The organism is Sorangium sp. So ce362, assembly GCF_051519845.1.
In the GTDB taxonomy this organism is placed as follows: domain Bacteria; phylum Myxococcota_A; class Polyangia; order Polyangiales; family Polyangiaceae; genus Sorangium.
In genome coordinates this window covers 8,773,326-8,799,428 of sequence record NZ_CP150332.1, presented here as the reverse complement: position 1 = coordinate 8,799,428, position 26,103 = coordinate 8,773,326, and the positions used below count along the sequence as shown (strand labels likewise).

Genomic DNA, 26,103 nt, shown 5'->3' with positions numbered 1-26,103 from the left:
CCCTCGCGCGCGCCAGGTCCGAGCCGATCGCCGTCATCGGCATGGCGTGCCGGTTCCCGGGCGGCGCGTCGACGCCGGAGGCCTACTGGCGGCTGCTCGAGGACGGCGTGGACGCGGTCACGGAGATCCCCGCCGAGCGGTGGCGCCTCGACCCGGCGCCCGACGAGGCCCCGGATCCGCGGGCGCGCGCGGTCCGCTGGGGCGCCTTCCTCCGGGAGGTCGACCTGTTCGACGCGCGCTTCTTCGGCATCTCGCCCCGGGAGGCGATGGCCATGGATCCGCAGCAGCGCCTCCTGCTCGAGGTGGCCTGGGAGGCCCTGGAGCGCGGCGGGCAGGTCCCGGAGCGGCTCGTGGGGACCCGCACGGGCGTGTTCCTGGGCATGAGCACCAACGATTACGCCCACCTGTGCGGCGCGTTTGATCCCGGCGCGCAGGACGTCCACGCCATGACGGGCAACTTCTTCTCTTTCCCTTCAGGCAGGCTGTCCTACACGCTCGGCCTCCAGGGGCCGAGCCTGACCGTCGATACGGCGTGCTCGTCGTCGCTCGTCGCGATTCACCTCGCGTGCCAGAGCTTGCGGAGCGGCGAGTGCTCGCTCGCCCTCTCGGGCGGGGTCAACGTCATCCTGTCGCCCGTGATGATGCGGCTCATCTCGACGACAGGGGCGCTCTCGCCGGACGGCCGATGCAAGGTCTTCGACGCGGAGGCGAGCGGCTTCGTTCGCGGCGAGGGGTGCGGGCTCGTGCTCCTGAAGCGGCTCTCCGACGCGCAGGCCGACGGCGATCCCATCTGCGCCGTCATCCGGGGCTCGGCGGTCAACCAGGACGGCCGCTCCACGGGGATGACCGCTCCCAACGTCCTCTCCCAGCAATCGATGCTGAAGCAGGCCCTGGAGAACGCCGGCGTGCAGGCCTCGGAGATCGGTTACGTCGAGACGCACGGGACGGGGACGTCGCTGGGGGATCCGATCGAGATCGAGGCGCTCGCGCAGGTCGTGGGGAGGCCGCGTGCGACGGAGGCCGGGTGTGTCCTCGGGGCGGTGAAGACGAACATCGGTCACCTCGAGTCGGCCGCCGGCGTGGCGGGGTTGATCAAGGCCGTGCTCGCCCTCCAGCACGGCGCCATCCCGGCGAACCTTCACTTCAGGGCGCTCAACCCGCGCATCAAGCTGGAGGGCACGTCGCTCGTCATCCCCACGCGCAAGCTCGCGTGGAAGGCGGGCGGCGCCGCGCGCCTCGCCGGCGTGAGCGCGTTCGGCCTGAGCGGGACCAACGCGCATGTGATCCTGGAGGAGGCGCCGCCGAGCACCGCCGCCTCTGCGGGCGAGGCGCCGGTCGTGCTCTTGCCGCTCTCGGCGAGGAGCCCGGAGGCGCTCCTCGCGGCGGCACGGGCGTTCCGGGATCTCCTGCGCGAGCCGGTCACCGGCGCGTCTCCGCGCCTCGCGGACATCGCCTACACGGCGAGCGTCCGGCGGAGCCACCACAACCACCGCCTGGCCGTGGTGGGGAGCTCCCGGGAGGAGCTCGCGGCGTCCCTCGACGCTTGCGTCGAGGGACAGGCGCCTCCGGGGGCGACCCGGGGCGTCGCCGAGCCGGGAGCGCGGGCCAGCGTGGTCTTCGTGTTCTCGGGGCAGGGATCGCAGTGGTTCGGCATGCACCGGGAGCTCTTCGCGGAGGAGCCGAGCTACCGCGCCGCGCTCGAGGCCTGCGACGCGCTCGTGCGGCGCCACGCGGGCTGGTCGCTCCTGGGCGAGCTCGATGCGCCCGAGGCGACCTCGCGCCTGCAGGAGACGGAGGTGGCCCAGCCGGCGCTCCTCGCCGTCCAGGTGGCGATGACCGAGCTCTGGCGGTCCCTGGACATCCGGCCCGGCGCGGTCGTCGGGCACAGCGTCGGCGAGGTCGCGGCCGCGCACCTCGCGGGCGTCCTGAGCCTGGAGGAGGCCGTCCGGCTGGTGGTGCTGCGCGGGCGCCTGATGCAGCGGACGAAGGGCCGCGGGAAGATGGCCCTCGTCTCGGTGCCGGCCGAGGAGGCGGCGCGTGTCCTCGAGGGCTCGGGCGATCGTCTCACCATCGCGGCCGTCAACGATCCGCGCTCGGCCGTGCTGGCCGGCGAGGAGGAGGCGCTCTCGGCCGTGCTGCGCCGCCTGCGCGAGGACGGGGTGGACTGCCGCCTGCTACCGGTGAGCCACGCGTTCCACAGCGCGCAGATGGCGCCGCTGGATCGCGAGCTCGAGATCGCGCTCTCCGGGCTCTCTCCGCGGAGGGCGGCGCTGCCCCTGTTCAGCTCGGTGACCGCCGCGCCGGTCGCGGGGAGCGAGCTCGATCCGGCGTACTGGGCGAGGAACATGAGAGAGCCGGTGCGGTTCGCGGGCGCCGTCGACGCCGCGCTGGCCGCGGGGTACCGGATCTTCCTCGAGGTCGGCCCGCACCCCGTCCTCTCCGGCCACCTCCAGCGGTGCTTCTCCGCGCGGGGGGCGGAGGCCCATGCGGCCTTCTCGTTGCGGCGAGGATTCCCGGCGCGGTGGTGCCTGCAGCAGTCGCTCGGCGCGCTCCACGCGCACGGCCATGCCGTCGAGTGGAAGCGCCTCTATCCGGCTGGAGGGCGCTGCGTCTCGCTGCCGACGGTTGCCTGGCAGCGGACGCGGCACTGGATCGAGCGCGAGCGACCGGAGGCGCCGGACATCACGGCCGCGCCGCGCGCGTCCGGCGGCGCGCCCGCCCCCGAGCCGGACGCGGGCGGCGCGGCGGCGGTCGCCCTGGTCGAGCGCCTCAGGGCGGCCCCGGCCGGCGAGCGCCGACGGGCGATGGAGGGGTGGCTGCAGACCTCCGCCGCGCAGACGCTGGGGCTCGGCGATCCGGGGAAGATCGCGCCGGGCGCGAGCCTGCTCGATCTCGGGCTCGACTCGCTGATGAGCCTGGAGCTCCGCGACCGGATCGAGCTGGGCTTCAAGGTCAAGCTGCCGATCCACCTGCTGCTCGAGCATCCGACCGTCGCGGCGCTCGCCGAGCGCGCGCTGGACTCTCTGAGCTTGCCCGCGCCGCCGGGCGGCGAGCGCGCGCCCGAGGACGGCGGCGCGCCGCGAAGGTCGCCGCTCGTCGCGATCCGGCCCGGCGGCGAGGGATCGCCGTTCTTCTGCGTCCACCCGTTCGGCGGGCCGGTGCTCTGCTACACCGAGCTCGCTCGCCACCTGGGGACGGAGCGGCCCTTCTACGGCCTCCAGGCGAGTGGGCTGGACGACGGCGCCGCGCCCGACGAGCGGATCGAGGACATGGCCGCGCGTTATATCGAGGCCATCCGGGCCGTGAAGCCGGCGGGCCCCTATCTGCTCGGCGGCTGGTCGCTCGGCGGGCTCGTTGCGTTCGAGATGGCCCACCAGCTCGTGAGGTGCGGTGAGCGCGTCGCGCTCCTGGCCATGATCGATGGCTACATCTCGAGCCCGAGCAGCCCTGAGCGCCGGCTGTGGCAGCTCGTCGAGTCCGCGAGGATGGCCCGCCCCGGGATGGCGTACGACGAGCTTTGCCGGCTCGACGAGGGCGAGCTGACGGAGCTCGTCCTCGGCGCAGCGCGCGGCGTGGTGCCGGGCTTTGCCGCCGCGGTCAAGCGGCTCGGGGTGGCTCATGGGCGGGCCGCGCGCTCCTACGTGATGCCCTGTTATGGTGGTCGTGTCGTCTATTTCCGGGCAGCGGAGCAGCCGCCGCCCGGCCCCTTCGGCCCGGCGACCGAGCCCTACGGGACTCTCTATCAGCCCATGGCTGGGATCTCGTCACGACCGATCGAGATCGATGAAGTACCGGGATCTCATCACACGATGCTCCGGGAGCCGCACGTCAGGGTCCTGGCAGAGCGGCTCCGGGAGCGCCTGCTCGCCGCGGACATCCGCCCCTGAGGACCACGGTGAGGCGCGCGGGGCCCGGGTGGCCGCGCCGCGCACAACAGGCTGAGCGGAGTACATGGAGCGCTCCTGTGATCCTCCGCTCCACGTCTGCTCGGGCGTGCAGCTATGCTGCTCGTCCAAATGTGTCTACAATGAAACGCTATTCTGTCCGGTAGACTTTCGGTAGAAGTTTATAGAGTACCTGTACAGCGCGGCCGTTCTGGTGTGTTCGCGGCCGGATGGTCTCCGCGAGCGGACAGCCGGTGTGAGGAGAATAGGGTGGACAACAGTGCGGTGGTAACCTTCTCGTCCGGCAAGATCTGGCTCGACGAGGTGAACGGAATTATTCGGGTCGAGTTCACGCCCGGGACCCATCAGACGCTCCAGATCGCCCGAGAGGTCATCGCCGGTATCAGCGCGATCGGAGACGGCGGGCGGCGGCCCGCGCTCGTCGATCTCACCAAGGTGAAGGCGATTGACCGCGACGCCCGATCCTACTACGGGGGCCCCGAATCGATCGCGAGCTGGCCTGCTCTGGCGATGCTGACCGACTCGCCCTTGAGCACGACGATCGCGAACATCTGGCTCGCGGTCTACAGCGCGATCAACGGACGACGCGCCAACCCGTCCAGGATTTTTTCCGACGAGGTGGCCGCGGTCGAGTGGTTGAAAGGGTTCCGTTCGTGAGCGAAGGAGAGCAGTCGACCGACTCTCGTGTTGCCGAGCTCTGCTCGATCCTCCTCGGGGCGAGCGCAGCGGAGGGCGCGGTCCCAGGCGGAGCAAGCTTCGACCTGGCGAATCGCGCCGCCGAGGCGCTGGTGGAGGAGGTGCTCGAGCGGCGAGCGAGGGAGGAGCGGCTGGAGCGCCGGCTCAACGACATCATGGTGATGCTCAACTCCATCGTGTCGTTCGACTTCTCGAAGCGAGCGGAGATCAGCGAGCGAGGCGACTCCTGGGACGCGCTGGCGCTCGGCCTGAACATGGTGGCCGAGGAGCTCTCCTCCAGGGTGGTGTCCAGGGAGTACGTCGATAACATTCTCCAGTCGATGAGCGATCTGCTCGTCGTCGTGGACAAGGCGGGCACCATCACCAGCGTGAACGCGGCGGCGTGCCGCCTGTCGGCCTACGCCGCAGAGGAGCTCGTGGGCGCGCCTGCGAGCAGCATCTTTCCGGCCGCGTTCCCCTGCGTCATGGGCGATGACGAGAGCAGCGTCCTGATCGAGGAGACGGCGTTCCAGAAGAAGACAGGGGAGATCGCCGCTGTCTCTCTCTCGACCTCCATCATCACCGACAGCGTCGGGGAGAGCCAGGGGCTCGTCTGCGTCGCGCGAGATCTCACCGAGCGCAAGCGCCTCGAGGAGGAGGAGCGCCAGCGCCTTGAGCAGGTGGTGGCGACCCAGGCGCTCCTGCTCGAGGAGCTCTCGACGCCGCTCATGCCGATCGCGGATCAGATCCTGGCCATGCCGGTGATCGGCTCCGTGGACGATCGCCGCTCGGTCCAGATCATGGAGACGCTGCTGAACGGCGTCGTGGCGCGGGAGGCGCGGATCGTCATCATCGATATCACCGGCGTGCGGAAGATCGATGCGCGGGCGGTGCAGGGCATCGTCAACTCGGTGAAGGCGGTCAAGCTCCTCGGCGCGCAGGTGGTGCTGACCGGCATCCGGCCGGAGGTCGCCGTGGCGCTCATGGAGCTCGAGTTCAACCTCGGTGGCATCTACACGTTCGGCTCGCTGCAGACAGGCATTGGATACGCCATGAAGCAGCTCCAGAAACCCGGCTTGACCTGACAGGCGACGTGGCCGCGACGGCGAGCCCGGCATCGTCCTTGCCCATGTCGGGCTCGCCGCGCCTCCGGAGAGGCGCGCTCCGAAAGGGAAACACGATGCCCAGGACGCTCCTTCACTTTTCCATCGTCCCGCTCCTCCTCGCCCTCGCCGGCGGCTGCTCCATCGAGGGCCGCCCGCCGTCCGGCACCGGCGGCACGCAATCGGAGCAGCCGCCGGCGCCGCTCGGGCCCGAGCAGCAGGCGGAGCTCAGCGCGCTGCTCGCCGAGCGGGAGGCCTCGGCGAGCATGACCGCCGAGGGCTTCGCCTCGAAGTACCGCGTCGCCTTCGCCTCGGGCCTGTCCTACGCGCCGGCGGACGCCGACCGCCTGTCGCTCCTCCAGGGCTCCACGCTCCGGCTCGACGCGGACGAGCTCGCGAAGCTGTCCGCGAACGGCTTCGTCATCTCGGAGAAGAAGAGCTTCCCGACCTTCGTCTACGGCTACGAGAGCATCTACGCCCTCGACCTGCCGCTCTACGTGTCCGCCGACTCCATCCTGTACGCGGTCCACCGCTCGTACGACGCGATCCTGAAGCAAGTGGAGCTCGCCTCGCTCGCCCCCGAGCTCGCGACGATGCTCGCCGAGATGCGCGCGCGGCTCGCCGCGGGCGGAGGCGGCGATCTCGGCGCCGAGGCGCGCGCCGACGCGGACCTCTACACGGCCGTGGCGCTCGCGCTCTTGAGCGACGCGCCCGTCGCGCCCGTCGCGGGCGCCGACGCCGCGAAGATCGACGAGCTCGTGGAGGGCGCGAAGGCCCACCAGGGCATGGGCGCGGTGCGCCTCTTCGGCTCCGACCGGCTCATGGACTTCTCGCAGTTCGAGCCCCGCGGCCACTACACCGACACGCCCGAGCTCGGGCGCTACTTCCGCAGCATGATGTGGCTCGGCCGCGTGGACTTCCGCTTCCTCGAGACCCAGGAGGACGGCAAGCAGGTCTTCCAGCGGCGCCAGCTCGAGGGCGCGTACGTGCTGCGCGCCCTCGCCGAGGAGGAGACCCTCGCCCGCTACACGCGCATCGACGACGCGATCCAGGCCTTCGTCGGCGAGAGCGACTACATGACGCTCCCCGAGCTCGACGTGCTGCTCGCGGATCTCGGCCTCAGCGACGCCGCCGGCCTCGCCGGCGTCCCGGACGACACGATCGTCGAGGTCGTGATGAAGAAGGGCCACGGGACGCAGCGGATCTCGAGCCACATCATGATCAACGGCCTCGACAAGGGCACGATGCCCCTGTCGTCGAGCTTCGCGCTGCTCGGCCAGCGGTACGTCGTCGACTCGCACGTCTTCTCGAACGTGGTCTACGACCGGGTGAAGGGCGGCGCCGTCAAGCGCATGATGCCGAACCCGCTCGACGTGGGCTTCGCCGCGCTCGGCAACGATCAGGCGGGGCTCTTGCTCGCGCCCGAGCTCGGGCAGTTCCCCTACGCGCCCGACCTGCACATGATGCGCGTGCTCGTCGACGCGCACCCGGGCGAGTTCTGGAGCAAGAACCTCTACAACCGCTGGCTCGGCGCGCTGCGGGAGCTGTCGCCGGCGCGGGCGCTCGCCGACGCCGCGGGGCTCCCCGAGGTGGCCAAGACCGAGGCGTGGGGCCGGCGCCTGCTCAACACGCAGCTCGCCTCCTGGGCCGAGCTCCGGCACGACACCCTGCTCTACGCCAAGCAGTCGTACACGGGCGGCACCACGTGCGACTTCCCGGACGCCTACGTCGACCCGTACCCGGCGTTCTACGCGCGCATCGCCGAGCTGGCCGAGCACGGCGGCCGCGTCGTCGAGTCGCTCGATCTATCGGGCGCGTCGTGGCTCACGGAGCGGCTGCCGGCGTACTTCGCGCGGCTGCACAGCGTCGCGCGGACGCTCGGCGAGATGGCCGCGAACGAGCGCGCCGGGCTGCCCCTCACCGAGGAGCACCTCGCCTTCATCAACCAGGCGGTCCGTGTCCAGATGGGCTGCGGCTCGCCGGAGGGCGCCGAGGGCTGGTACGCCCAGCTCTTCTTCGACGTCCTCGAGAGCGTGACCCAGGACCCGACGATCGCCGACGTGCACACCCAGCCCACCGACGAGGTCGGGGCCCCGGTCGGACGCGTGCTGCACGTGGGCACCGGCCTGCCGCGGCTCATGGTCGTCACCGCCGATCCCTGCGGCACGCCGCGCGCGTTCGTGGGGCTCGCCTCGTCGTACTTCGAGAAGATCACCGAGAACTTCGAGCGCATGACCGACGAGGCGTGGGCCGGCGACATCCTGGAGACGACGCCCGGCGACGTCGCCTGGATGAAGGACCTCGTCTCCCGCTGATGTCGCGGTTCAGGGGCCACTCCGGCGCGAGCTGGCCCCTCTGAAATGTGTGCCGTTCTGTGCCAGGCGACGCGCCTGTGCGTCAGCGTGATCATGGTTTGCCGTGCAGCCACGTCCGGCGTGTCGCCGCCGGTATCGGCCTCCAGGTTTGAGCTTCAATTCACCCGACCCCGGGGCTTCCCCGGATAGCCCCCGGGTCGAGCTGAATTCGCCGCCACAGTGGCTTAGCGCACATCGCTCCACCGCGGCTCCGAGCGCGCCTCACGCCGCGGCTGCAGCCGACTGGAAGGCGCGCGAGAGCTCCGCCGGCGCCGGCAGCGCCGCGCTCGCGAGCCCCCGCCGCGCCACCGCGAGCCAGCGCATCGGGTCGGCGACCGCGCCGCTCGCGATCGCCGCGAGCAGGCGGCGGCGCATCCAGTCCTTGCGGCGGTAGAAGCTCGTGCCGTGCTCGGCCGTGGGGCGCGGGACGTAGCTCGCCAGCGAGACGTGCGTCTTCTCGTGGAGCAGGAGATCGGTGAGCGCGGTGAAGGCGACCGCGTCGTCCCGCAGCAGCACCGCCGTGAGCAGCGCCCGCACCCGCGACGAGGCGAGGTTCACGCTGATCCCGCTCCCGTCGGTGTGCGCCATCTCGTCGGGGCCGTAGAGGTCCTGGTGCACCCAGATCGGCGATGGCGTCAGGTCCGCCGACTCGGAGATCGCCGCGTCGAGCCGCTCGATGACCGTCATCGCCGCGGCCACGGCGCGGACGCCGGGCACCTCGGCCGCGATCGTCAGGAGCGCGTCGCGCGAGGTGCGGGGCATCGGGCACGACGCGGCGCCCGGCGCGCGGGTAGGCGCCGCCGCCGCCGCGGCCTCCAGGGGCTGCGAGGCCGCGCCCTCGCTCGCGAGGCGCCGCCAGAACGCCTGCGCGAGCGGCTCGTCGAGCGCGAGATACACGAGCTCCCCGGGGCGCGCGCCGGGCGCCTCCCGGCCGGCGGCGGCCCCGGGCGCCGCGGCGGAGGCGCCGAGCGGCCAGCGGGCAGCGCTCCGGCCGTGGCCCGGCGGGGCGGCCTCGAGCGGGCGGAGCACGCCGGCCCGGTGCGCCTGGAGCAGCTCGCGCAGCGTGAGCGGCGCGCTGCGAACGTGGAGCTGGCCGAGGAGCGGGGACAGCGCCGCGCCCGGAGGCCGCTGGCCGGCCTCGACCACGAGCGACCGGAAGAGGGGCGCGTCGAGCAGACCGCTCGCGAAGCGGATGACCTGCTCGGGGGCCGCCACCGTGGGGGTGCGCGCGGCCGGATCGAGCTCGTCCACCCCCTGGACCGACGCGATCGTGATGGTCTCGCCGAGCAGCGCCGCGTGCACGAACCGGTCGAGCACCGACGAGAGCCGGTGATCCACAGCGCGCAGGAGCTCGCGGTCATACAGGGCGTCGCGCAGGATGAAGCGCTCGAACGCGGCCACGAGCGCCGCCTCGACCGCCGTCGACGCGCTCGCCGCGACCGCCGAGCGGCCCTTGTTGAGCGGCACGCCGAGCGGCAGCTCCGCGACCAGGCCGAAGCCGGCGGCCGTGATCGCGCGCGCGAGCTCGCGGTGCAGGCCGAGCTCGGGGCCGGGGAAGGGGTCGATCCGCGTCGCCACGGTGAGCCCCTTCTGGGTGATCGTGAGCTGCGGTTCGATGCCGTCGCCGCGGCCCACGAGGAGCTCGAGCGCGCCGCAGAGCTCGCCCGACGGCGGGAGCCGGAGCGGCGCCTCGGCGGCGCGGCGGAGGCGCGCCCGCGCCGTGTTGACCAGCGCGCCGTCGACGTAGATCCGCGCGGCGGCCGGGTCGACAAGCCCCACCGCCGCGGTGACCTCCGCGGCGAGCGCCGGCCGCGAGATCGGCTGCGCGAGCGAGAGCCGCACCGAGGTGCCCGTCGTCGGGCGGCGCGGCGGCGCAGGGGCGCGCGCGGGGCCGCCGTCGTCCGGCGGCGCGGGCGAGGGGCGGTGCAGGGACAGGAGCGTCCACGAGAAGTCCTCGTAGGGCGGCCCTGCGCCGAGCGGCGCGACGAGCAGCCGGTGCCCGCCCGAGGGCGTCGCCGTGACCACCTCGATCCAGGGCGCGATCTCCAGCGCCGAGAAGAAGCCGATCCCGTGCTCGCCGATCGCGTCGGGCTCGCCCGCCTTGCCGCTCCGGAAGGGGACGAGCAGGTCGGCGAGGAGCTCGGTCCGGCTCATGCCGCGGCCCTGGTCGGTGACCGAGATCTCGCGCCCGTCCTCGGTCGAGCGGACATCGATGCGAGCGCCGGGGGGCGAGGCGTCGAGCGCGTTCTGGAGCAGCTCGCGGAGCGGGCCGATCCGCGACGACGCCTGCGCGTAGATGGTGCGCGAGAGGATGCGCTGCGCGAGGTCGGGCACCGTGGCCTCGCTGCGGCAGGCGGCGACGAGCGCGAGGCGCTCCGCGCTGCTCGCCTGAAGGTAGGCCTCGGCGCGCCCGTGGATCCGCACGAGGAGCAGCTCCGAGAAAAGCCCGTACGAGATCTGGGTCATGGCTCGCCTCCGGAGGTCCTTTCGCCGGGCCGGGGCGCGGCGCAGGCCACCCCGTCCACGGGTTCGCCGACGATGAGATCGCGCTCGAGATCGGCCTCGCGCACCCCGGAGGCCCGATCGAAGGCCGCCCTCAGCGCGTACCCGTCGCACCAGCCCGAGGGGCGCCGCACCGCCGCGCTGTCGTCGCGGATGAGCAGGACCCGGCGCGTGCCGAGGCACGGCAGCGGTCCAGCCGGGCGCCGCCACGCAGCGTCGGGGAGCGGGGGCGCGCCCGGAGCCCCTCGCGGAGGCGCGGTGCCCGCGCCGCGGTCCGTCTGGGGCCGGCTCCGGCAGAGGGCGACCATGGTCGTGTGAGGGCTCGCCGCGCGCGCGAGGATCAGCGGCAGCCCCGCGAGGTCGCCGCGGCGCCGCGCGAGGGCCGCGAGCGTCTCCGGCGGATCGAGATCGAGCTCGTCCTCGAGGAGCTCGCGCTCGCCGGGGAGGTGGGGCTGCCACTCGCGCTCCGCCCAGAAGCTCTCCGGCACGAAGAGCCGATCGGCGACGCTCGGCCCGAGGAACCCGAGCAGCGCCTCGCGCCGCTCGGGGGTCACCATGCAGCGCCCCGGGCCGAGCAGGGCGCGCGCGAGATCGAGGGCCACCTCGTCCCAGCCCGCGGATTGCAGCATGAGCGCGCTGATCTGCGCGGCCATCTCGGCGAGCCGGTCGCGCGTGCGCCGGCCCTCGCCGCTCGCCGCGGCGAGCTGGATGAGCCGCCGGTAGAACGCCGTCGCGACCGCGGTGAACTCCGGCCCGATCTTGAGCGCGTCGCGCCCCTCGGTCAGCTCCACGGCGGCCGGGAAATCGATGAGCGCGAGCTCGGCCAGGGCGAGGCAGGCGTCGATCTTGACCCCCGCATGGAAGGTGGCCGCCGAGATGCTCGGGAGCAGCCCTCGCCCGCCGACGTGGAACCGCGCGAGGAGCGCGCCGTCGCGCGCCTCCTCGAGGCCGTCGCGCGCCTCCTGCGCGCGCGGGCCGCTCGCCGCGGCGGGGTCGTCTGCCCCGGCGGAAGACGCGCCCCAGTCGCCGGGGGCCTGCGGCGCGCGCGCGATCCGCTCCTGGATGAGCTGCCCGCCCGAGATCAGCCGGCCGTCGTTCACGGCCGCGCCGTCGAGCAGCACGAGGGCGCGGCTCGCGGGGAAGAAGTGGAGCGCGTCGCGCAGGTAGGCGCGGACCGCGCTCGCCTCGAGCAGCGACGACGTGACGCGCACGCGCGTGCCGAGCAGCGGCGCGATCCGGCGCACCGAGCACATCAGCGCGGCGGTGAGCTCGGGCGACGCGCGGCCGCAGGCGCGCTCGGGCGCCTCGGGGGCGGGCTCGGGCGCGCCGCCGGTGTCGCCCGCGTCGCCCGCGCTGGGCCAGGCCACGACGCGGATCGCCCACCCCTCGATGCCGTCGCCGGTCGTGACGTGCAGGCTGAAGCTCTCCGGGTCCGAGAGCCCGAGCCCGAGCACGGAGAAGAACCCGACCCCGAACCGGCCGAGATCGATCCCGGGGCGCTTGTCTGTCGCGAACGGGATGAGCAGCCGTGAGAGGATTGCCCGGAGCCCCATGCCGGCGCCGGTGTCGCTGACGTCGACGCGCCCGTCGTTGACGGCGACGTCGACGAGCGGCTGCGGCGCGCGGGCCGCGTCGGCGGCGTTGAGCACGAGCTCGATGAGCGGCCGGAGCGGGTGCCCGAACTGGCGGGAGATTTCCTCGTCGAGGATCTTGATCAGGTAGGCGCGGTCGATGGGGGGCTCCGCGAGGTCGCGCTGCCCCGCGCAGAGCGCCTCGAGGGCCGGGCGGTGCAGGCCGACGGCGACGAGCTCGTGCAGCGCTCCCAGAAAGTACAGCCCGGCGTCTCCTGGCAGAGGCGCGGCGCGTCGGCTGCCGCCCCCGTCACCCCCCGCTCCGTAGTGCGCGTGCACGCTCGACTGCTCCCCCTCACGCCCGCCCTCGACATCCCCCTGCGCGAAGTGCGCGCACCCACCGTGCGAATGCGCGCCGAGTGAGCGCCGAGCGGCGAACGATCGACGGAGCTTTCACCGCCCGTGCCGAGCCGAGCCGTCGGGCGGCGGCCGTCCGTCCTTCAGCGCGCGGCCGCCGGGGGCGGCGGCCTCCCGGCGCGCCGCGCTATCCCGCGGCCCGCTGCTGCGGCGGCGAGCTCGGGGCGCCGCGCTCTTCGCCTTCGTCCGCTTCGCCCGCGCCCTGGCCGTCGCGGCGCTGCATCGTGGAGCCGTGGGGCAGCGTGGCGCTCTGGGGCAGCGGCGTCTCGCTCTGGGGCAGCGGCGTCTCGCCCTGGGCCAGGTCGGAGAGCTGGGCCAGCTCCGAGAGCGCCAGCGCGCTCCACTTGCCCGGGGGCGGGACCGACAGCACCCCGGCGCGCTCGCGCTCCAGGCGCGCGTTCAGCTCGCCGCCGATGAGCAGCGCCAGCGCCAGCAGCCACAGCCAGAACAGGAAGATCGCGACGGTCGCGAGGCTCCCGTAGAACGTGGCGTAGCGGCCGAGCGTGGTCACGTAGAGCGAGAAGAGGGTCGACACGACCGACCAGAGCACCACGGTGAGCACCGCGCCCGGGAAGACCCGGCGCCGCTCGATGTTGGGGCGCTGGATGGCGAGCCTGAAGAACGCGGCCACCATGCAGGTGACGAGCCCCGCGGGGAGGGCGAAGGCGACGATGCGGGCGCCGATCGAGCCCGAGAGCGAGCCGATCAGCACGCCGATGCCGGCGACCACGGGCACCACGGCCAGGCTGGCCATCACGCACGCCGCCGCGATCGCCCTGCGCACGTACCAGGGGCGCTCGCGCGTGTTGTAGATCGTGTCGAACACGCCCATGGCGGTCGAGAGCCCGGAGGACATGATCCAGAGGAAGCCGGTGATGCTGATCGGGGCGACCGCCGACGACTGCGAGAGCCGGAGGAGCTCCTCCGAGACGAGGTTCGCGACCTCCGGCGGCGCCGCCTGGAGGAGCGGCCGCGCCACGAGGTCCGACCACTCCATGGTCCGGCTGAGCACGTAGCCGGCGAAGGCGGCGAGGGGGATCAGGCTGAGGAACGCGTCGAAGGCCATCGCGCTCGCGGCCCGCGGCCCGTTGTGGCGATCCAGGCTGACGATGACGCTCCACACCGCCTTTGCGGCGCGGTGGTGCTCGATGTGTCGCTGGATCGGAGCAGGCACGGGGGCAGAGCGTCGCTCTCCCTGGTGCGGGGCGCAATACCATCCGCCGCGCGCTCCCGGCTCCGGAGATCTCGGGATGGTGGCAACTTCCGGCAGCAGCGGGCTGGTGCCCCTGGGCTCTAGGCCTCGGCGTCCCTGTCGGCGGCGAGGAGGCTCTGCACCGCGTAGGGCACCGACTCGACGCCGGCGAGCTCGGCGAGGGCGTAGGCGATGTGCTCGCGGCTCGCGTGCGGTGGGATGCCGACGATCGCCCACGAGCCGCCCTCGCCGCGCTGCAGGTTCTTCCCGCGCTCGATGCGGAGCGCGGCGAGGGCCGGGTAGACGGCCACCGTCAGCCGCTTTGGCCGGAGGCGGTCCAGCGCGCGCATGGCGAAGGCGATCCGGTCGAACTCGCTGGGATCGCGGTACTCGATATGCCGTTGCTGGTCGATCTCCACGTGGTGGTGGGGTTCACGCTCGCGCACCGCGTGAGCATAGCCCGAGCGGGCCGCCGCGCCGCTCCGGGCCTACGGCTCGGCCGTCGGCGGCGGTGGCCCCACGCATGGCCGAGCCTGCCAGGGGGCCGCTGTGCGCCAGGGAAACCGGGGCCCGCGGGTGCCGCTGCGCGCCGGCCATGCTACGCGCCGGAGCGCCATGGACAGCCTCCCCCTGCTCGCCGGTCACCCGTACGCCTCCTTTCTCGATCAGGTCGAGAAGCCTGCGCGCTACGCGGGCGGCGAGGTCGGCTCGGTCGTGAAGGACTGGGCGTCGGTCGAGGCGCGCGTCTGCCTCGCCTTCCCGGACGTCTACGACATCGGGATGAGCCACCTCGGCTTCAAGATCCTCTACAAGCTCCTGAACGACGACCCGCGCACGCTGGCCGAGCGCTGCTATGCGCCGTGGGTCGACATGGAGGCCCAGCTCGTGAAGCGCGGGCTGCCGCTCGTCTCGCTCGAGTCGGCGCGCCCGCTCAGGGACTTCGATGTCGTGGGCTTCTCCCTGCAGTTCGAGCTCACCTACTCCAACATCCTCACGATGCTGCACCTCGGCGGCGTCCCGCTGCGCGCGGAAGGCCGCGGCGAGGACGACCCGATCGTGATCGCGGGCGGCCCGACGGCGACCCACCCGGAGCCGATCGCCCCCTTCCTCGACGCCCTCGTCATCGGCGACGGCGAGGAGAAGGCGACCGAGGTCGCTCTCCTGTGGACCCGGCTCAAGCGCGAGGGCGTGCCGCGGCGCGAGCGGCTCGTCGCGATCGCGCGCCTCGGCGCGGTGTACGTGCCCTCGCTCTACGCGACCCGGATCGACCCCGGCACCGGCTTCGAGGTCGTCGATCGCCCGCTCGTCTCCGGGATCCCGTTCCCGATCGAGCGCGCCCTCGTCGATCTGAACAAGTACCCGTTCCCCGACGAGAGCCCCACCGGCGGCCCCGAGGCCATCTTCGACCGGATGTCGATCGAGATCGCCCGCGGCTGTACCGAGGGGTGCCGCTTCTGCCAGGCCGGGATGATCTACCGCCCCGTCCGCGAGCGCGATCCCGAGCAGATCGTCGAGACCGTGATGCGCGCGGTGCAGAAGTCCGGCCAGGACGAGGTCTCGCTCACGGCGCTGTCGACCGCCGATGTCTCGTGCATCTCGCCGCTCGTCAAGAAGGTCACCGAGCGCCTCACCAGAGAGCGCATCTCGCTCGGCGTCTCGTCGCTGCGCGCCTACGGGCTCGAGCCCGACCTGCTCGACGAGCTCAAGCGCGTGCGCGCGACGGGCCTCACCTTCGCGCCCGAGGCGGGGACCCAGAGGATGCGCGACGTCGTGAACAAGAACGTCACGGAGGAGCAGCTCCTCGAGACGGCCGAGCGCGTGTTCAGCCGCGGCTGGGGCAAGATGAAGCTCTACTTCATGATCGGCCTCCCGACCGAGACCGACGAGGACGTGCGCGGCATCGTCGAGACGGGCGCCCGCGCGGCCGGCGCCGGCCGGAGGGCGGCCGGCAAGGGCAAGCCGGCCGACGTGACGGTCAGCGTGTCGACGCACGTGCCGAAGCCCCACACCCCCTTCCAGTGGGCGGCGATGGACACGCTCTCCGAGGTCGGGCGCAAGCAGCAGCTGCTCAAGGACACGGTGCGGCCCTACCGCGCCGTCACGCTGAAGACCCACGAGGCCAACGCCAGCGTCCTCGAGGGCATCTTCGCCCGCGGCGACCGCCCCCTCGCCGACGTCCTCGAGCGGGCGTGGCGCGGCGGCGCCCGCTTCGACTCGTGGGACGATCAGATCAAGCTGTCCGTGTGGGAGGAGGCGTTCACGCACACCGGCGTCGGCCGGGCGAAGTACCTCGGCACCCTCCCGGTCACGGCGCGGCTGCCGTGGGATCACATCGACGTCGGCCTCGAGGATGGCTTCCTCGCGAAGGAGTACCGGAAGGCGCTCCAGAGCCGCCTCAGCCCGCCGTGCGGCAAGGTCGCCGGCATGTTCGTGCACCACACGAACCTCGACGACGCCACGGCCGATACGCGGCGGCTCGTCTGCTACGACTGCGGCGTCGCCTGCGATATGACGCTGATGCGCGACGAGCGGCTGACCTTCCTCGACCGGCTCGGCGCCCACAAGCGCTCGCTGCCGGTGCTCACCGACGCAGCCGCCGCGCCGCCTGCCGGCGCCGCGCCGTCGGCTGCCGACGGCGGCCCGCCCGCCGAGCCGGCCCGCGCCGGCGACGCGGAGCTCTCCCGCGCCGGCGCGGACGACGCCCCGCGCGCCGGCGACGAGGATCCGGCCCGCGCCGAGGCCGCGGTGCCTCCCCCCGCCGAGGCCGCGGCGCCTCCCCCCGCCGGCGGCGAGGCGCCCCCGCGCGCGAAGCGGAACGCGCCCGCGCCGAAGGGGCGCGGCGGCTTCCGCTACCGCTTCCGCTTCGAGAAGACCGGGCCGGTGGCGCTGCTCGGCCACCTGGACGTCGTGCGCGAGCTGCCCCGCGTGATCCGGCGCGTCGGCATGCCGATGACCTACACCGCGGGCTTCCACCCGAAGCCCGACATGACGTTCTCTCCGGCGCTCTCGCTCGGCGTCATCAGCCTCGACGAGTACGTCGACCTCCGCCTCGAGCGCGATCTCGATCCCGCCGCGCTCGACGCGCTCGTCGCCTCGATGTCGGCCGCGAGCCCCCGCGGGCTCGCGTTCCGCGGCGCCGTGAAGCTCGGCCCCGAAGACCCCGCCCTGAGCAAGCTGATCGCCGGCGCGCGCTACGCGCTCGTGTTCGCGCGCTCCGCGATCGGCGGCGACGCGGAGGCCTCCCTCGCCGCCCGCTGCAGCGCCGTCCTCTCGGCCGCGTCGCTCCCGATCCGCCGGGAGATCGACCGGCTCGCGAAGATGGTCGACGTGCGCCAGTACCTCGTGCGGGCCGAGGTCGGCGGGCCGGAGGTGCTCTCGGCGCTCGCGCGCGCCGGGCTCGTCGGCGACCTCGTCGCCGTCGAGGTCGAGGTCGACATCCGCGGCTCGGGCGCGGTGAAATCGTCCGAGGTCGCGGCGGTGATCGCGGGCGAGCCCGGGGAGGCGCCGGGCGCGATCACGCCGCCGCCGCACCGCGCCGTGCGGCTTCAGCTGTTCGGCCGCGCCGCGCCGGCGGGCTCCGCCGCGGGCGAGCGCTTCTCGCTCTTCGACCTCGATCGGGCGCGCCGCGTCAAGTCGGCTCCGGAGCGGGCGCCGTCCCTCGCGCTCGCCGCGGACGCCGAGTGAGCCAGCCCGGGACGGTCGCGTCGCAAAGATCCTCCGGGTGACGGCGGCGCGTCGTCTGCGGGGAGCGCGCGGGCGATCGCCCGCGGATGGGCTACGCTGCGCTCTGCTTTATGGCAAAAGAGGGTCACGAAACCGAATGCTGCGCCGCGCGCCTCGCCGCGGCGGGAGCGGTTGGTGCGAGCGTCGCCCATGAGCTGCGCAACGCCCTCGCGGTCGCGGAGTCGTCGCTCTACCTGGCGCAGCGCGATCTCGACGATCGGCCCCGCCTGCTGCGCCATCTCGACCGGGTGACGTGCGAGATCCGCAAGGCGCACGAGGTCATCGGCAGCGTCCTCGGGCTGGCGCGCGGCGAGCCGCTGCGGCGCGAACCGGCGCATGTCGGCAAGCTGATCGAGAGCGCCCGGCACGCGCTGGTCCTGCCCACGGCGGTCCGGTTCGAGGTCGCCGTCGCGCCGGCCGACCTCACGCTCCTGTGCGACCCCATCCTGCTCGAGCGCGTCTTCTCGAACCTTTATCTCAACGCGATCGAGGCGCTCGACAACGCCCCCGGCGGCTCGATCGTCACGCGCGCGTGGCGCGGCGACGAGCGCACGTACCTCGAGGTCGAGGACAACGGCCCCGGCGTCCACCCCTGCGTGGTCGACCACCTCTTCGAGCCGCTCGTGACCGCCAAGGTGAAGGGGACCGGCCTCGGGCTCGCGCTGAGCCGGGTCATCGTCGAGGCGCACGGCGGCGAGATCACGGCGACGATGGGCCGTTGCACGGGCACGGCGTTCCGCATGTGGCTGCCGAGCCAGTAGCCGGTAGCGCCGGCCGAACCCACGGCCGGTCGCGCCGGCGCGCCGGGGCGCGCCACCCGCGTGCTATCGTCCTCTCATGCACGGGCAAGCCAAGCGCCATCCGTCGGGACGCGGCCCTTTTCGCGCGGAGCACGTCCGCTCGGGCGACCCGTACGAGCTGTCGAACGGCCACCCCGTTTACTGCGCCCCCACGGGGGGGCGAGCCTCCGGGCCGAACCACCTGGGCAGCTCGGTCGTGGGGTGGGATCCGGCGGTCCAGGAGGCGGGCGTGGACACGGGTTACACCCTGGGGCAGGGCACCCTCCGGGCGCCGGACGTCGCGGTGGGGAACGTGCCCGACAGGCCCGGCTGGGTGAAGGGGGTACCGGAGCTCGCCATCGAGTACGCCGATGTGGGGCAGGACGAGGAGAAGCTCCAGGAGAAGATCGCCGACCTGCTCGAGGCCGGCACGAAGCTCCTGTGGGTGGTACGGCTCAACGGTCCGCGGCGGGTCGAGGTGCACGAGCCCCGCCGGAAGATGCGCGTCGTGCTCCCCGGGCAGCTGCTGAGCGCGCCGGGCATCCTGAAGAACGCGGTCCCCGTCGAGGCGCTCTACGACCGCAGCGAGGCGGAGAAGGCCACGCTGACCAACCTGCTCCAGCGGCGCGGCTACGACGACCTCGACGCCGTGCTCGCTGCAGGGCGCGAAGAGGGGCGCGAACAGGGGCGCGAGGAAGGGATCCTCGAGGGCAAACGCGATGCGCTGAGGCGCGTCCTCGATCGGCGAGGGCTGCGGCTCACGAAGGCGGCGGCGGCGAAGATCTCGTCGTGCAGGAGCGAGCGCGCGCTGGATGGCTGGCTCGATCGCGCCCTCGTCGCGTCGACCACGGCGGAGGTGTTCAGGCGCGCGGGCCGTTGACCCCGCGCCCGCGCTCCTCGCCCGGATCAGGCGCGGCTGCGGCCGCGGACGAGCTCGCAGACGGCCTCTCCCAGGCCCTCGAGCGTGAGCGCGAACATCGGGAAGATCCCCTTGATCGCGTCGACGGTCGGGTGCGGGTAGGGGCCGATCCCGTCCGGGTTCAGCCACACGGCGCGGTCGAAATGGTCGCGGAGCATCATCAGCCACGCGATCCCGGGCAGCCGCGCGTCGGGCTCGGACGAGGAGCCCGCCCCGCCGCCGTAGCCCGACGAGCCGAGCAGCTCGTAGGGCGCCATCGAGGCGTCTCCGACCATCACGAGCTTGTGGTGCTTGCCGCACTCGCGGAGCAGCTCTCGCACCGGGACAGGGTCCTGTAACCCTTCGGTTCTATACAACTTTTCGTACACGCAGTTGTGGAAGTAGTAGCTCCTCAGCTCCTTCCAGTGCGTCGCGCGCTTCGCCGCGCTGAACAGCTGCGACACGAGCGCGGCGCTGGGATCCATCGAGCCGCCCACGTCCATCATCAGGACCACGCGCGTGTTCGGCCGGCGCGGGGGCCGCGTGACGATCTCGATCTCGCCCGCGTTCCTGGCCGTCGCGTCGATCGTCGCCTCGATGTCGAGCTCGCGGTCGCCTCCCTCGCGCGCGAAGGCGCGCAGCTTGCGCAGCGCCACCTCGATCTGGCGCACGTCGAGCGTGAGATCGCTGCGGTAGGGCCGGTAGCGGCGCGCGTCGGCGTCCTGCACGGCGCCGCCACGCCCGCCCGCGGAGCCGCCGACCTGGATGCCGCTCGGGTTGAAGCCGCCGCGCCCGAACGGCGAGGTGCCGCCGGTCCCGATCCACCGGTTCCCCCCGTCGTGGCGCTCCCGCTGCTCGCGGAGGCGCTCCTCGAACCGCCGGAGGACCTCCTCCAGGTCGAGCTCCTCGATCATCGCCTTCTCCTCCTCGGAGAGGGCGCGCATCTTGACCGGATCCCGGAGCCACGAGAGGAGCTCCTCCGCGATCGCCTTGGCCTCCACGTGCACGCCGCGGAAGTGCTGGGCGAACGCGAGATCGAAGTCGTCGAGGTGCGCCTCGGAGTGGACAAGGAGCGCCCGCGCGACGTGGTAAAAGCCGTCGAGCGAGCTCTCGTGGAGCCCCGCGGTGAGCGCGCGCGCGAGGCCGATCGCCTCCTGGGCGCCGACCGGGACCTTGCGGGCCCGGAGCTCGTAGAGGAACTCGACGAACATCGCTACGACCGGTACCGCCTGCCGCCGGCCAGCTGGTCGGCCAGGGCCGTCATGTCCTGCTCCTTCTTGAGCAGCGCGCCGAGGAACGGCAGCGTCTTGTCGAGCTTCACCTCGCTCACGCCCGCCCTGCGCAGCACGGCGATCCAGTCGATGAGCTCGCTCGTCGAGGGCCGCTTCCGGATCCGGGTATTCTTCCGGATCTCGTAGAAGACCTGCATCGCCTGATCGGCCAGCGACCGATCGAGCTCGGGGTGATGGACGCGGACGATCTCCCGCATGAGCTCTGCGTCCGGGAAATCGATGAAGTGGAAGACGCAGCGCCGCAGGAAGGCGTCCGGCAGCTCCTTCTCGTTGTTGCTGGTGATGATCACGACCGGCCGCTCCCGGGCGGCGATCTCGTCGCCTGTCTCGGTGATGCGGAAGCGCATCCGATCGAGCTCGTGGAGGAGGTCATTCGGGAACTCGAGGTCCGCCTTGTCGACCTCGTCGATGAGGAGCACGACCCGCATGGAAGCGCTGAACGCCCTCCCGAGGGGGCCGAGCTTGATGTACCGCCGGATGTCGCGCACGTCGCCGTCGCCGAAGCGCGCGTCGTAGAGCCGTTGCACGGTGTCGTACACGTAGAGCCCGTCCTGGGCCCGCGTGGTGCTCTTGACGTGCCAGGGGATGAGCTCGGCGGACAGGCCCTGCGCGACGGCCTCGGCGAGCAGCGTCTTGCCGGTGCCGGGCTCTCCCTTGACGAGCAGCGGCCGCTCCAGGACCAGCGCGCAGTTGACGGCGGCCTCGAGCGCTTCGCTTGTGAGGTAGCGTTCGGTGCCTCGGAAGCGGCGGAAATCGGACATGCCGAACGGTAGCACCCTCCGGCGAGCGCGGCGGCGCGCGCCGGGGTCAGAGCCAGTCGCGCGCGGTGGGCGCCGGCGATGATCTCGGCGAGGCGGGCGCGATGGACGCGGGAAAGGGCTGGGACATGCAGCGAGGGCCCGGGCTCCTCGGTAGGAGGCGGCGCGATGATAGCGCGGCCGGGGGAGCCCAGCGCGAGAGAGGGCGGGAGGAGGGCCTGTTCCCCTCCAGGTACACGCCTTTGCCCCGCAATCGCGCGGTGAATCCGCGAGAGGAGCGCTGACGCCGCACCACGGCGCGCGCTGCTGGGCATGCTCCTTGAATAGCGCTTCTCCGGAGCCCGGGCCGGGACCCAGGTGCACACCGAGACTCGAGCGGGAGGGATCGATGAGCGCGAGATCGCAGCCAGACGTGATCTGCTTTTCGCACCTGCGTTTCAGCTTCGTGTTTCAGCGGCCACAGCAACTGCTCACGCGCTGCGCGCGGCGGCGCCGTGTCCTCTTCTTCGAAGAGCCGGTGTTCGACGGCGGGCCCCCGCGCCTCGAGGAGACCGCGACCCAGCACGGAGGCCTCTGCGTCGCGACTCCACACCTGCCTTCCGGCACCGAGCCGTCGCGGGCCTCCGCCATGCAACGCGAGCTCCTCGACGGCATGATGAAGCGCCACGCGATGAGCGACTGCGTGCTCTGGTATTACACGCCAATGGCGCTCTCGTTCTCTCGGCACCTCGTGCCCGCGGCGACGGTGTACGATTGCATGGACGAGCTCTCGGCCTTCTCCGGGGCGCCCCCGGCGCTCAAGGTGCGCGAGGCCGAGCTCCTGCGCCGCGCCGACCTGGTCTTCGCCGGCGGCGCGAGCCTCTACGAGGCGAAGCGCGCGCTGCACCCGAGCGTGCACGCGTTCCCGAGCAGCGTCGACGTCGCGCACTTCGCCCGCGCGCGCGCCGCTTCCCGCGCCGAGCCCGCCGACCAGGCGGAGATCCCGCGGCCGCGCCTCGGCTTCTTCGGGGTCCTCGACGAGCGCATGGATCTCGAGCTCCTCGCCGCCGTGGCCGCGCTGCGGCCGGCCTGGCAGATCGTGCTCGTGGGGCCCGTGGTCAAGATCGACCGGGCGACGCTGCCCCGCGCGCCGAACATCCATGTCCTGGGGCAGAGGCCGTATGAAGAGCTGCCCGCGTATCTCGGGGGCTGGGACGTGGCGCTCCTGCCCTTTGCCCGGAACGAGGCCACGCGGTTCATCAGCCCCACGAAGACGCCGGAGTACCTGGCCGGCGGCAGGCCCGTCGTCTCGACGTCGATCCGCGACGTGGTGCGGCCCTACGGCGAGCTCGGGCTCGTGCGCATCGCGGACGCGCCCGGCGACTTCGTGGCCGCCGTGGAGGCGGCCCTCGCCGAGGAGCGCGGCGCGCTGCTCGCGCGCGCGGACGACTTCCTCGGGCAGCGCTCGTGGGACGCCACCTGGGCCAGGATGGAGCGGCTCCTCGAGGGCACGCTGGAGGCTCGCGGCCGGGCCGCGGCGACGAGGTGAGCCATGTTCGATTACCTCATCGTCGGCGCAGGCTTCGCCGGGTGCGTCCTCGCCGAGCGGCTCGCCCGGGGCGCCGGCAAGAAGGTCCTGCTCTGCGACGTGCGCATGCACATCGGCGGGAATGCGTACGACCATCACGACGCCGCTGGCATCCTCGTGCACAGGTACGGACCGCACATCTTCCACACGAACTCTCGGGAGGTCTTCGATTACCTGTCTCAGTTCACCGAGTGGCGCCCCTACCAGCACCGCGTGCGCGCCTGGGTCGACGGGCAGCTCCTGCCCATCCCGATCAACCTCGACACGATCAACGGCCTCTACGGCCTGAGCCTCAACGCGCTGGAGGTCGAGGGCTTCCTCGCCTCGAGGGCCGAGCGGCGCGAGAGCATCCGCACGTCGGAGGACGTGATCGTCAGCAAGGTGGGGCGCGAGCTCTACGAGAAATTCTTCCGCAGCTACACGCGCAAGCAGTGGGGCCTCGACCCGTCGGAGCTCGACGCCTCGGTGACGGCGCGCGTCCCGGTCCGCACGAACCGGGACGACCGCTACTTCGCCGACACCTACCAGGCGATGCCGCTCCACGGGTTCACGCGGATGTTCGAGCGGATGGTCGACCACCCGGGCATCAAGATCCTGCTCAACGCGGACTACCGCGAGATCTGCCATGCCGTCCCGCACCGCGAGGTGATCTACACAGGCCCGGTCGACGCCTATTTCGATCACCGGTTCGGGAAGCTGCCCTATCGCTCGCTCGAGTTCAAGTTCGAGACGAAGGACCAGGAGGTGTACCAGGCGGCGCCTGTCATCAACTATCCGAACGAGTACAGCTACACCCGGGTCACCGAGTTCAAGTACCTCACCGGCCAGGCGCACCCGAGGACGACGATCGTCTACGAGTTCCCGAAGGGCGACGGCGACCCGTACTACCCCGTGCCGCGGCCGGAGAATGCGGCGCTTTATCGCAAGTACGAGGAGCTCGCCCGGTCGACCGCCGGCGTCCACTTCGCCGGCCGGCTCGGCACGTACCGTTACTACAACATGGACCAGGTCGTCGCCCAGGCCCTCACTCTCTACACGAAGCTGACGGGCGCCCCGGGCTGGCGGGCCCACGCGGAGGCGGCGTGAGCAGGGCGGCCGGGGAGGGCGGCGAGCCGGCGATCGAGCTCTGGGGCGGCGTCGAGTGCACGGTGAACCGTGTCCGCGACGTGTACCACGATCAGCTCGATTGGAACGGCCATGCGCGCCGGCTCGACGACCTCGACCGCTTCGCCGAGCTCGGGATCCGGGCGCTGCGGTACCCCGTGCTCTGGGAGCGCACGGCGCCCGACGGCTGCGCGCGCTTCGCGTGGGCCGACGCGCGCCTCGGGAGGCTGCGCGACCTCGGCGTACGGCCGATCGTGGGGCTCGTCCACCACGGCAGCGGGCCGCCCCGGACGAGCCTCCTCGATCCGAGCTTCGTCGAGGGGCTCGCGCGCTTCGCCCGCGCGGTGGCCGAGCGCTACCCGTGGGTCGAGGACTACACGCCGGTGAACGAGCCGCTCACCACGGCGCGCTTCTCCGGCCTCTATGGCCACTGGTACCCGCACGGGCAGGATGGCCGCGCCTTCGTCCGCGCGCTCCTCACGCAGTGCCGCGCGATCGCGGCGGGGATGCGCGCCGTCCGCGAGATCAACCCCCGCGCGCGCCTGGTGCAGACAGAGGATCTCGGGAGGACGTTCAGCACGCCGCTGCTCGCGTACCAGGCGCAGCACGAGAATCACCGCAGGTGGTTGAGCCTCGACCTGCTCATGGGTCGAGTGGACCGGGATCACCCGTTCTATCCGCAGCTCCTCGAGTGGGGCGCGTTTCCCGGCGAGCTCGAGGCGTTCGTCGCGTCGCCCTGCCCGCCGGACATCCTCGGCGTCAATTACTACATCACGAGCGAGCGGTTCATCGACGAGCGCCTCGAACGCTATCCGCCGGGGATGCACGGCGGCAATGACAGGCACGCCTACGCCGATCTCGAGGCCGTGCGCGTGGTCGCCGAAGGCGTGGGCGGGCATCTCCAGCGCCTCGTCGAGGTCTGGGAGCGTTACCGGCGGCCGGTCGCGATCACCGAGGCCCACATGGGCGGCTCCCGCGAGGAGCAGCTCCGCTGGCTGGCCGAGGCGTACCGCGCGGCGGTGGACGCGCGCGCGGCGGGCGCGGACGTGCGGGCGATGACCGTGTGGGCGCTGCTCGGCTCATTCGACTGGGACAGCCTCGTCGTGCGCGAGCGCGGGCGCTACGAGCCGGGCGTCTTCGACGTCCGCGGCGAGGCGCCGCGACCGACCGCGCTGGCCCGGCTCGTCCGTGCGCTTGCGCGCGGGGAGCCCTTCGACCACCCGGTGCTCTCGTTTCCGGGGTGGTGGCGCCGCCCGGAGCGGCTGCTTTATCCGGCGGTCAGCGTCGAAGAGCGCGACGGCGCGGCGTGCGTCGAGCCGTCCGGCGGCCTGACCGGGCGGACCGAAGGGCCGCCGATCGTGATCGCCGGCGCCACGGGCACGCTCGGCAAGGCCTTTGCGCGGCTGTGCGCCCACCGCGGGCTGCCGCACCGCCTGCTGAGCCGCCTCGAGATGGACATCGCCGATCCCGCTTCGGTCGAGCGCGCCCTCGAGCGTCACGCGCCGTGGGCGGTCATCAATACCGCGGGCCATGCGCGCGTCGACGACGCGGAGCTCGAGCCTCACCGCTGCGCGCGCGAGAACGCCTCCGGGCCCGCGGTGCTCGCGGCGGCGTGCCGTGAGCGCGGCGTCCGGCTCGTCACGTTCTCCTCGGATCAGGTCTTCGACGGCACCGGCACGACACCATATGTCGAGACCGACCCGGCGAGGCCGCTCAGCGCGTACGGGCGGAGCAAGGCGGCTGCCGAGCAACAGGTGCTCTCGACCCTTCCGGCGGCGCTGGTGGTGCGCACGGCGGCGCTCATCGACCCCTGGGACGAGGCCGGCTTCGTCGCCGCCGCCCTGCGCGCGCTCCGTGACGGCCGCCCCTTCAGCGCGGCCGAGGATCTGATCGTGACGCCGACCTACACACCCGATCTCGTCGACGCGACCCTCGATCTCCTGATCGACGGCGAGGGCGGCCTCTGGCATCTGGCGAACCGCGACGCGGTGACCTGGGCTGAGCTCGCTGCGCGGAGCGCCGCGCTTGCGCGCCTGGACACGGCGCTCGTCGTCCGTTGCCCTGGCAGCGCGCTCGGCTTCGTCGCGCCGCGCCCCCGGTACAGCGCGCTCGGCAGCCAGCGAGGGCTCCTTCTCTCCGCGCTCGACGATGCGCTCGCGCGCTATTTCTCCACCGCGGTGGCGGCCCAGCTCGCCCGTGAGGCCGCTTGAGCCGGGACGAACGACCAGGGCCTCTCCGCCGGTGACGGACATCCCTGTTGACC

16 protein-coding genes are annotated in these 26,103 nt (G+C 72.7%); 10 read left to right on the top strand and 6 right to left on the bottom strand.

The features are described 5' to 3' along the window. The first annotated feature begins 41 nt into the window (after positions 1-41). The 4 genes from WMF17_RS33855 to WMF17_RS33840 all read left to right on the top strand — a co-directional run bounded on the left by WMF17_RS33855 (position 42) and on the right by WMF17_RS33840 (position 7,998). Entirely contained in the window at positions 42-3,887 is a 3,846-nt protein-coding gene (locus WMF17_RS33855) for a type I polyketide synthase (protein ID WP_437645160.1), read from the top strand. 267 nt (positions 3,888-4,154) lie between these two features. Then, a complete protein-coding gene (locus WMF17_RS33850; protein ID WP_437597388.1) occupies positions 4,155-4,562 on the top strand; it encodes a DUF7793 family protein in 408 nt (135 codons plus the stop codon). Beyond that, positions 4,559-5,665 carry a PAS domain S-box protein gene (locus tag WMF17_RS33845; protein WP_437645158.1) on the top strand — a complete coding sequence of 369 codons (1,107 nt, stop codon included), beginning with the start codon at positions 4,559-4,561 and terminating at the stop codon, positions 5,663-5,665. The genes WMF17_RS33850 and WMF17_RS33845 overlap by 4 nt, the downstream gene beginning before the upstream one ends. 95 nt (positions 5,666-5,760) lie before the next feature. Further along, entirely contained in the window at positions 5,761-7,998 is a 2,238-nt protein-coding gene (locus WMF17_RS33840; protein WP_437645157.1) for a DUF3160 domain-containing protein, read from the top strand. Positions 7,999-8,259: 261 nt separating this feature from the next. Here WMF17_RS33840 and WMF17_RS33835 read toward each other — a convergent pair whose 3' ends face one another. The 4 genes from WMF17_RS33835 to WMF17_RS33820 form a co-directional block, all read right to left on the bottom strand. Then, positions 8,260-10,503 (bottom strand): ATP-binding protein, encoded by a 2,244-nt coding sequence (locus WMF17_RS33835; protein WP_437597385.1) that lies wholly within the window; start codon positions 10,501-10,503, stop codon positions 8,260-8,262. Next, a complete protein-coding gene (locus WMF17_RS33830; RefSeq protein WP_437597384.1) occupies positions 10,500-12,449 on the bottom strand; it encodes an ATP-binding protein in 1,950 nt (649 codons plus the stop codon). The genes WMF17_RS33835 and WMF17_RS33830 overlap by 4 nt, the downstream gene beginning before the upstream one ends. Positions 12,450-12,654: 205 nt before the next feature. After that, positions 12,655-13,701 (bottom strand): YihY/virulence factor BrkB family protein, encoded by a 1,047-nt coding sequence (locus WMF17_RS33825; protein WP_437645155.1) that lies wholly within the window; start codon positions 13,699-13,701, stop codon positions 12,655-12,657. A gap of 119 nt (positions 13,702-13,820) precedes the next feature. Beyond that, positions 13,821-14,165, bottom strand: coding sequence for a hypothetical protein (locus WMF17_RS33820; RefSeq protein ID WP_437645153.1), 345 nt, complete (start codon positions 14,163-14,165; stop codon positions 13,821-13,823). A 169-nt stretch (positions 14,166-14,334) separates the two neighbouring features. Here WMF17_RS33820 and WMF17_RS33815 point away from each other — a divergent pair, with 169 nt between their 5' ends. From WMF17_RS33815 to WMF17_RS33805, 3 genes are all read left to right on the top strand, one after another. After that, positions 14,335-17,403, top strand: coding sequence for a TIGR03960 family B12-binding radical SAM protein (locus WMF17_RS33815; RefSeq protein WP_437645151.1), 3,069 nt, complete (start codon positions 14,335-14,337; stop codon positions 17,401-17,403). Between the two features lie 110 nt (positions 17,404-17,513). Beyond that, on the top strand, positions 17,514-18,203 hold the full coding sequence (locus WMF17_RS33810; RefSeq protein ID WP_437645150.1) for a sensor histidine kinase: 690 nt from the start codon (positions 17,514-17,516) through the stop codon (positions 18,201-18,203). Between the two features lie 76 nt (positions 18,204-18,279). Beyond that, a complete protein-coding gene (locus WMF17_RS33805) occupies positions 18,280-19,101 on the top strand; it encodes a Uma2 family endonuclease (RefSeq protein WP_437645148.1) in 822 nt (273 codons plus the stop codon). Between the two features lie 26 nt (positions 19,102-19,127). Here the strand turns inward: WMF17_RS33805 and WMF17_RS33800 are convergent, their stop codons facing one another. Further along, positions 19,128-20,330: a vWA domain-containing protein gene (locus tag WMF17_RS33800; protein ID WP_437645147.1), complete on the bottom strand. Its 1,203-nt coding sequence runs from the start codon at positions 20,328-20,330 to the stop codon at positions 19,128-19,130. Between the two features lie 2 nt (positions 20,331-20,332). Further along, on the bottom strand, positions 20,333-21,172 hold the full coding sequence (locus WMF17_RS33795; RefSeq protein ID WP_437645145.1) for an AAA family ATPase: 840 nt from the start codon (positions 21,170-21,172) through the stop codon (positions 20,333-20,335). Positions 21,173-21,557: 385 nt separating this feature from the next. Here WMF17_RS33795 and WMF17_RS33790 point away from each other — a divergent pair, with 385 nt between their 5' ends. Genes WMF17_RS33790 through WMF17_RS33780 form a run of 3 tightly spaced genes read left to right on the top strand, consistent with a single transcriptional unit; the run spans position 21,558 to position 26,050 of the window. Further along, complete coding sequence (locus WMF17_RS33790) at positions 21,558-22,697, top strand: glycosyltransferase (RefSeq protein WP_437645143.1); 1,140 nt, start codon at positions 21,558-21,560, stop codon at positions 22,695-22,697. A gap of 3 nt (positions 22,698-22,700) precedes the next feature. After that, complete coding sequence (gene glf, locus WMF17_RS33785; RefSeq protein ID WP_437645141.1) at positions 22,701-23,822, top strand: UDP-galactopyranose mutase; 1,122 nt, start codon at positions 22,701-22,703, stop codon at positions 23,820-23,822. Then, on the top strand, positions 23,819-26,050 hold the full coding sequence (locus tag WMF17_RS33780) for a family 1 glycosylhydrolase (protein ID WP_437645139.1): 2,232 nt from the start codon (positions 23,819-23,821) through the stop codon (positions 26,048-26,050). Before glf ends, WMF17_RS33780 begins: the two co-directional genes overlap by 4 nt. Positions 26,051-26,103: the final 53 nt, after the last annotated feature.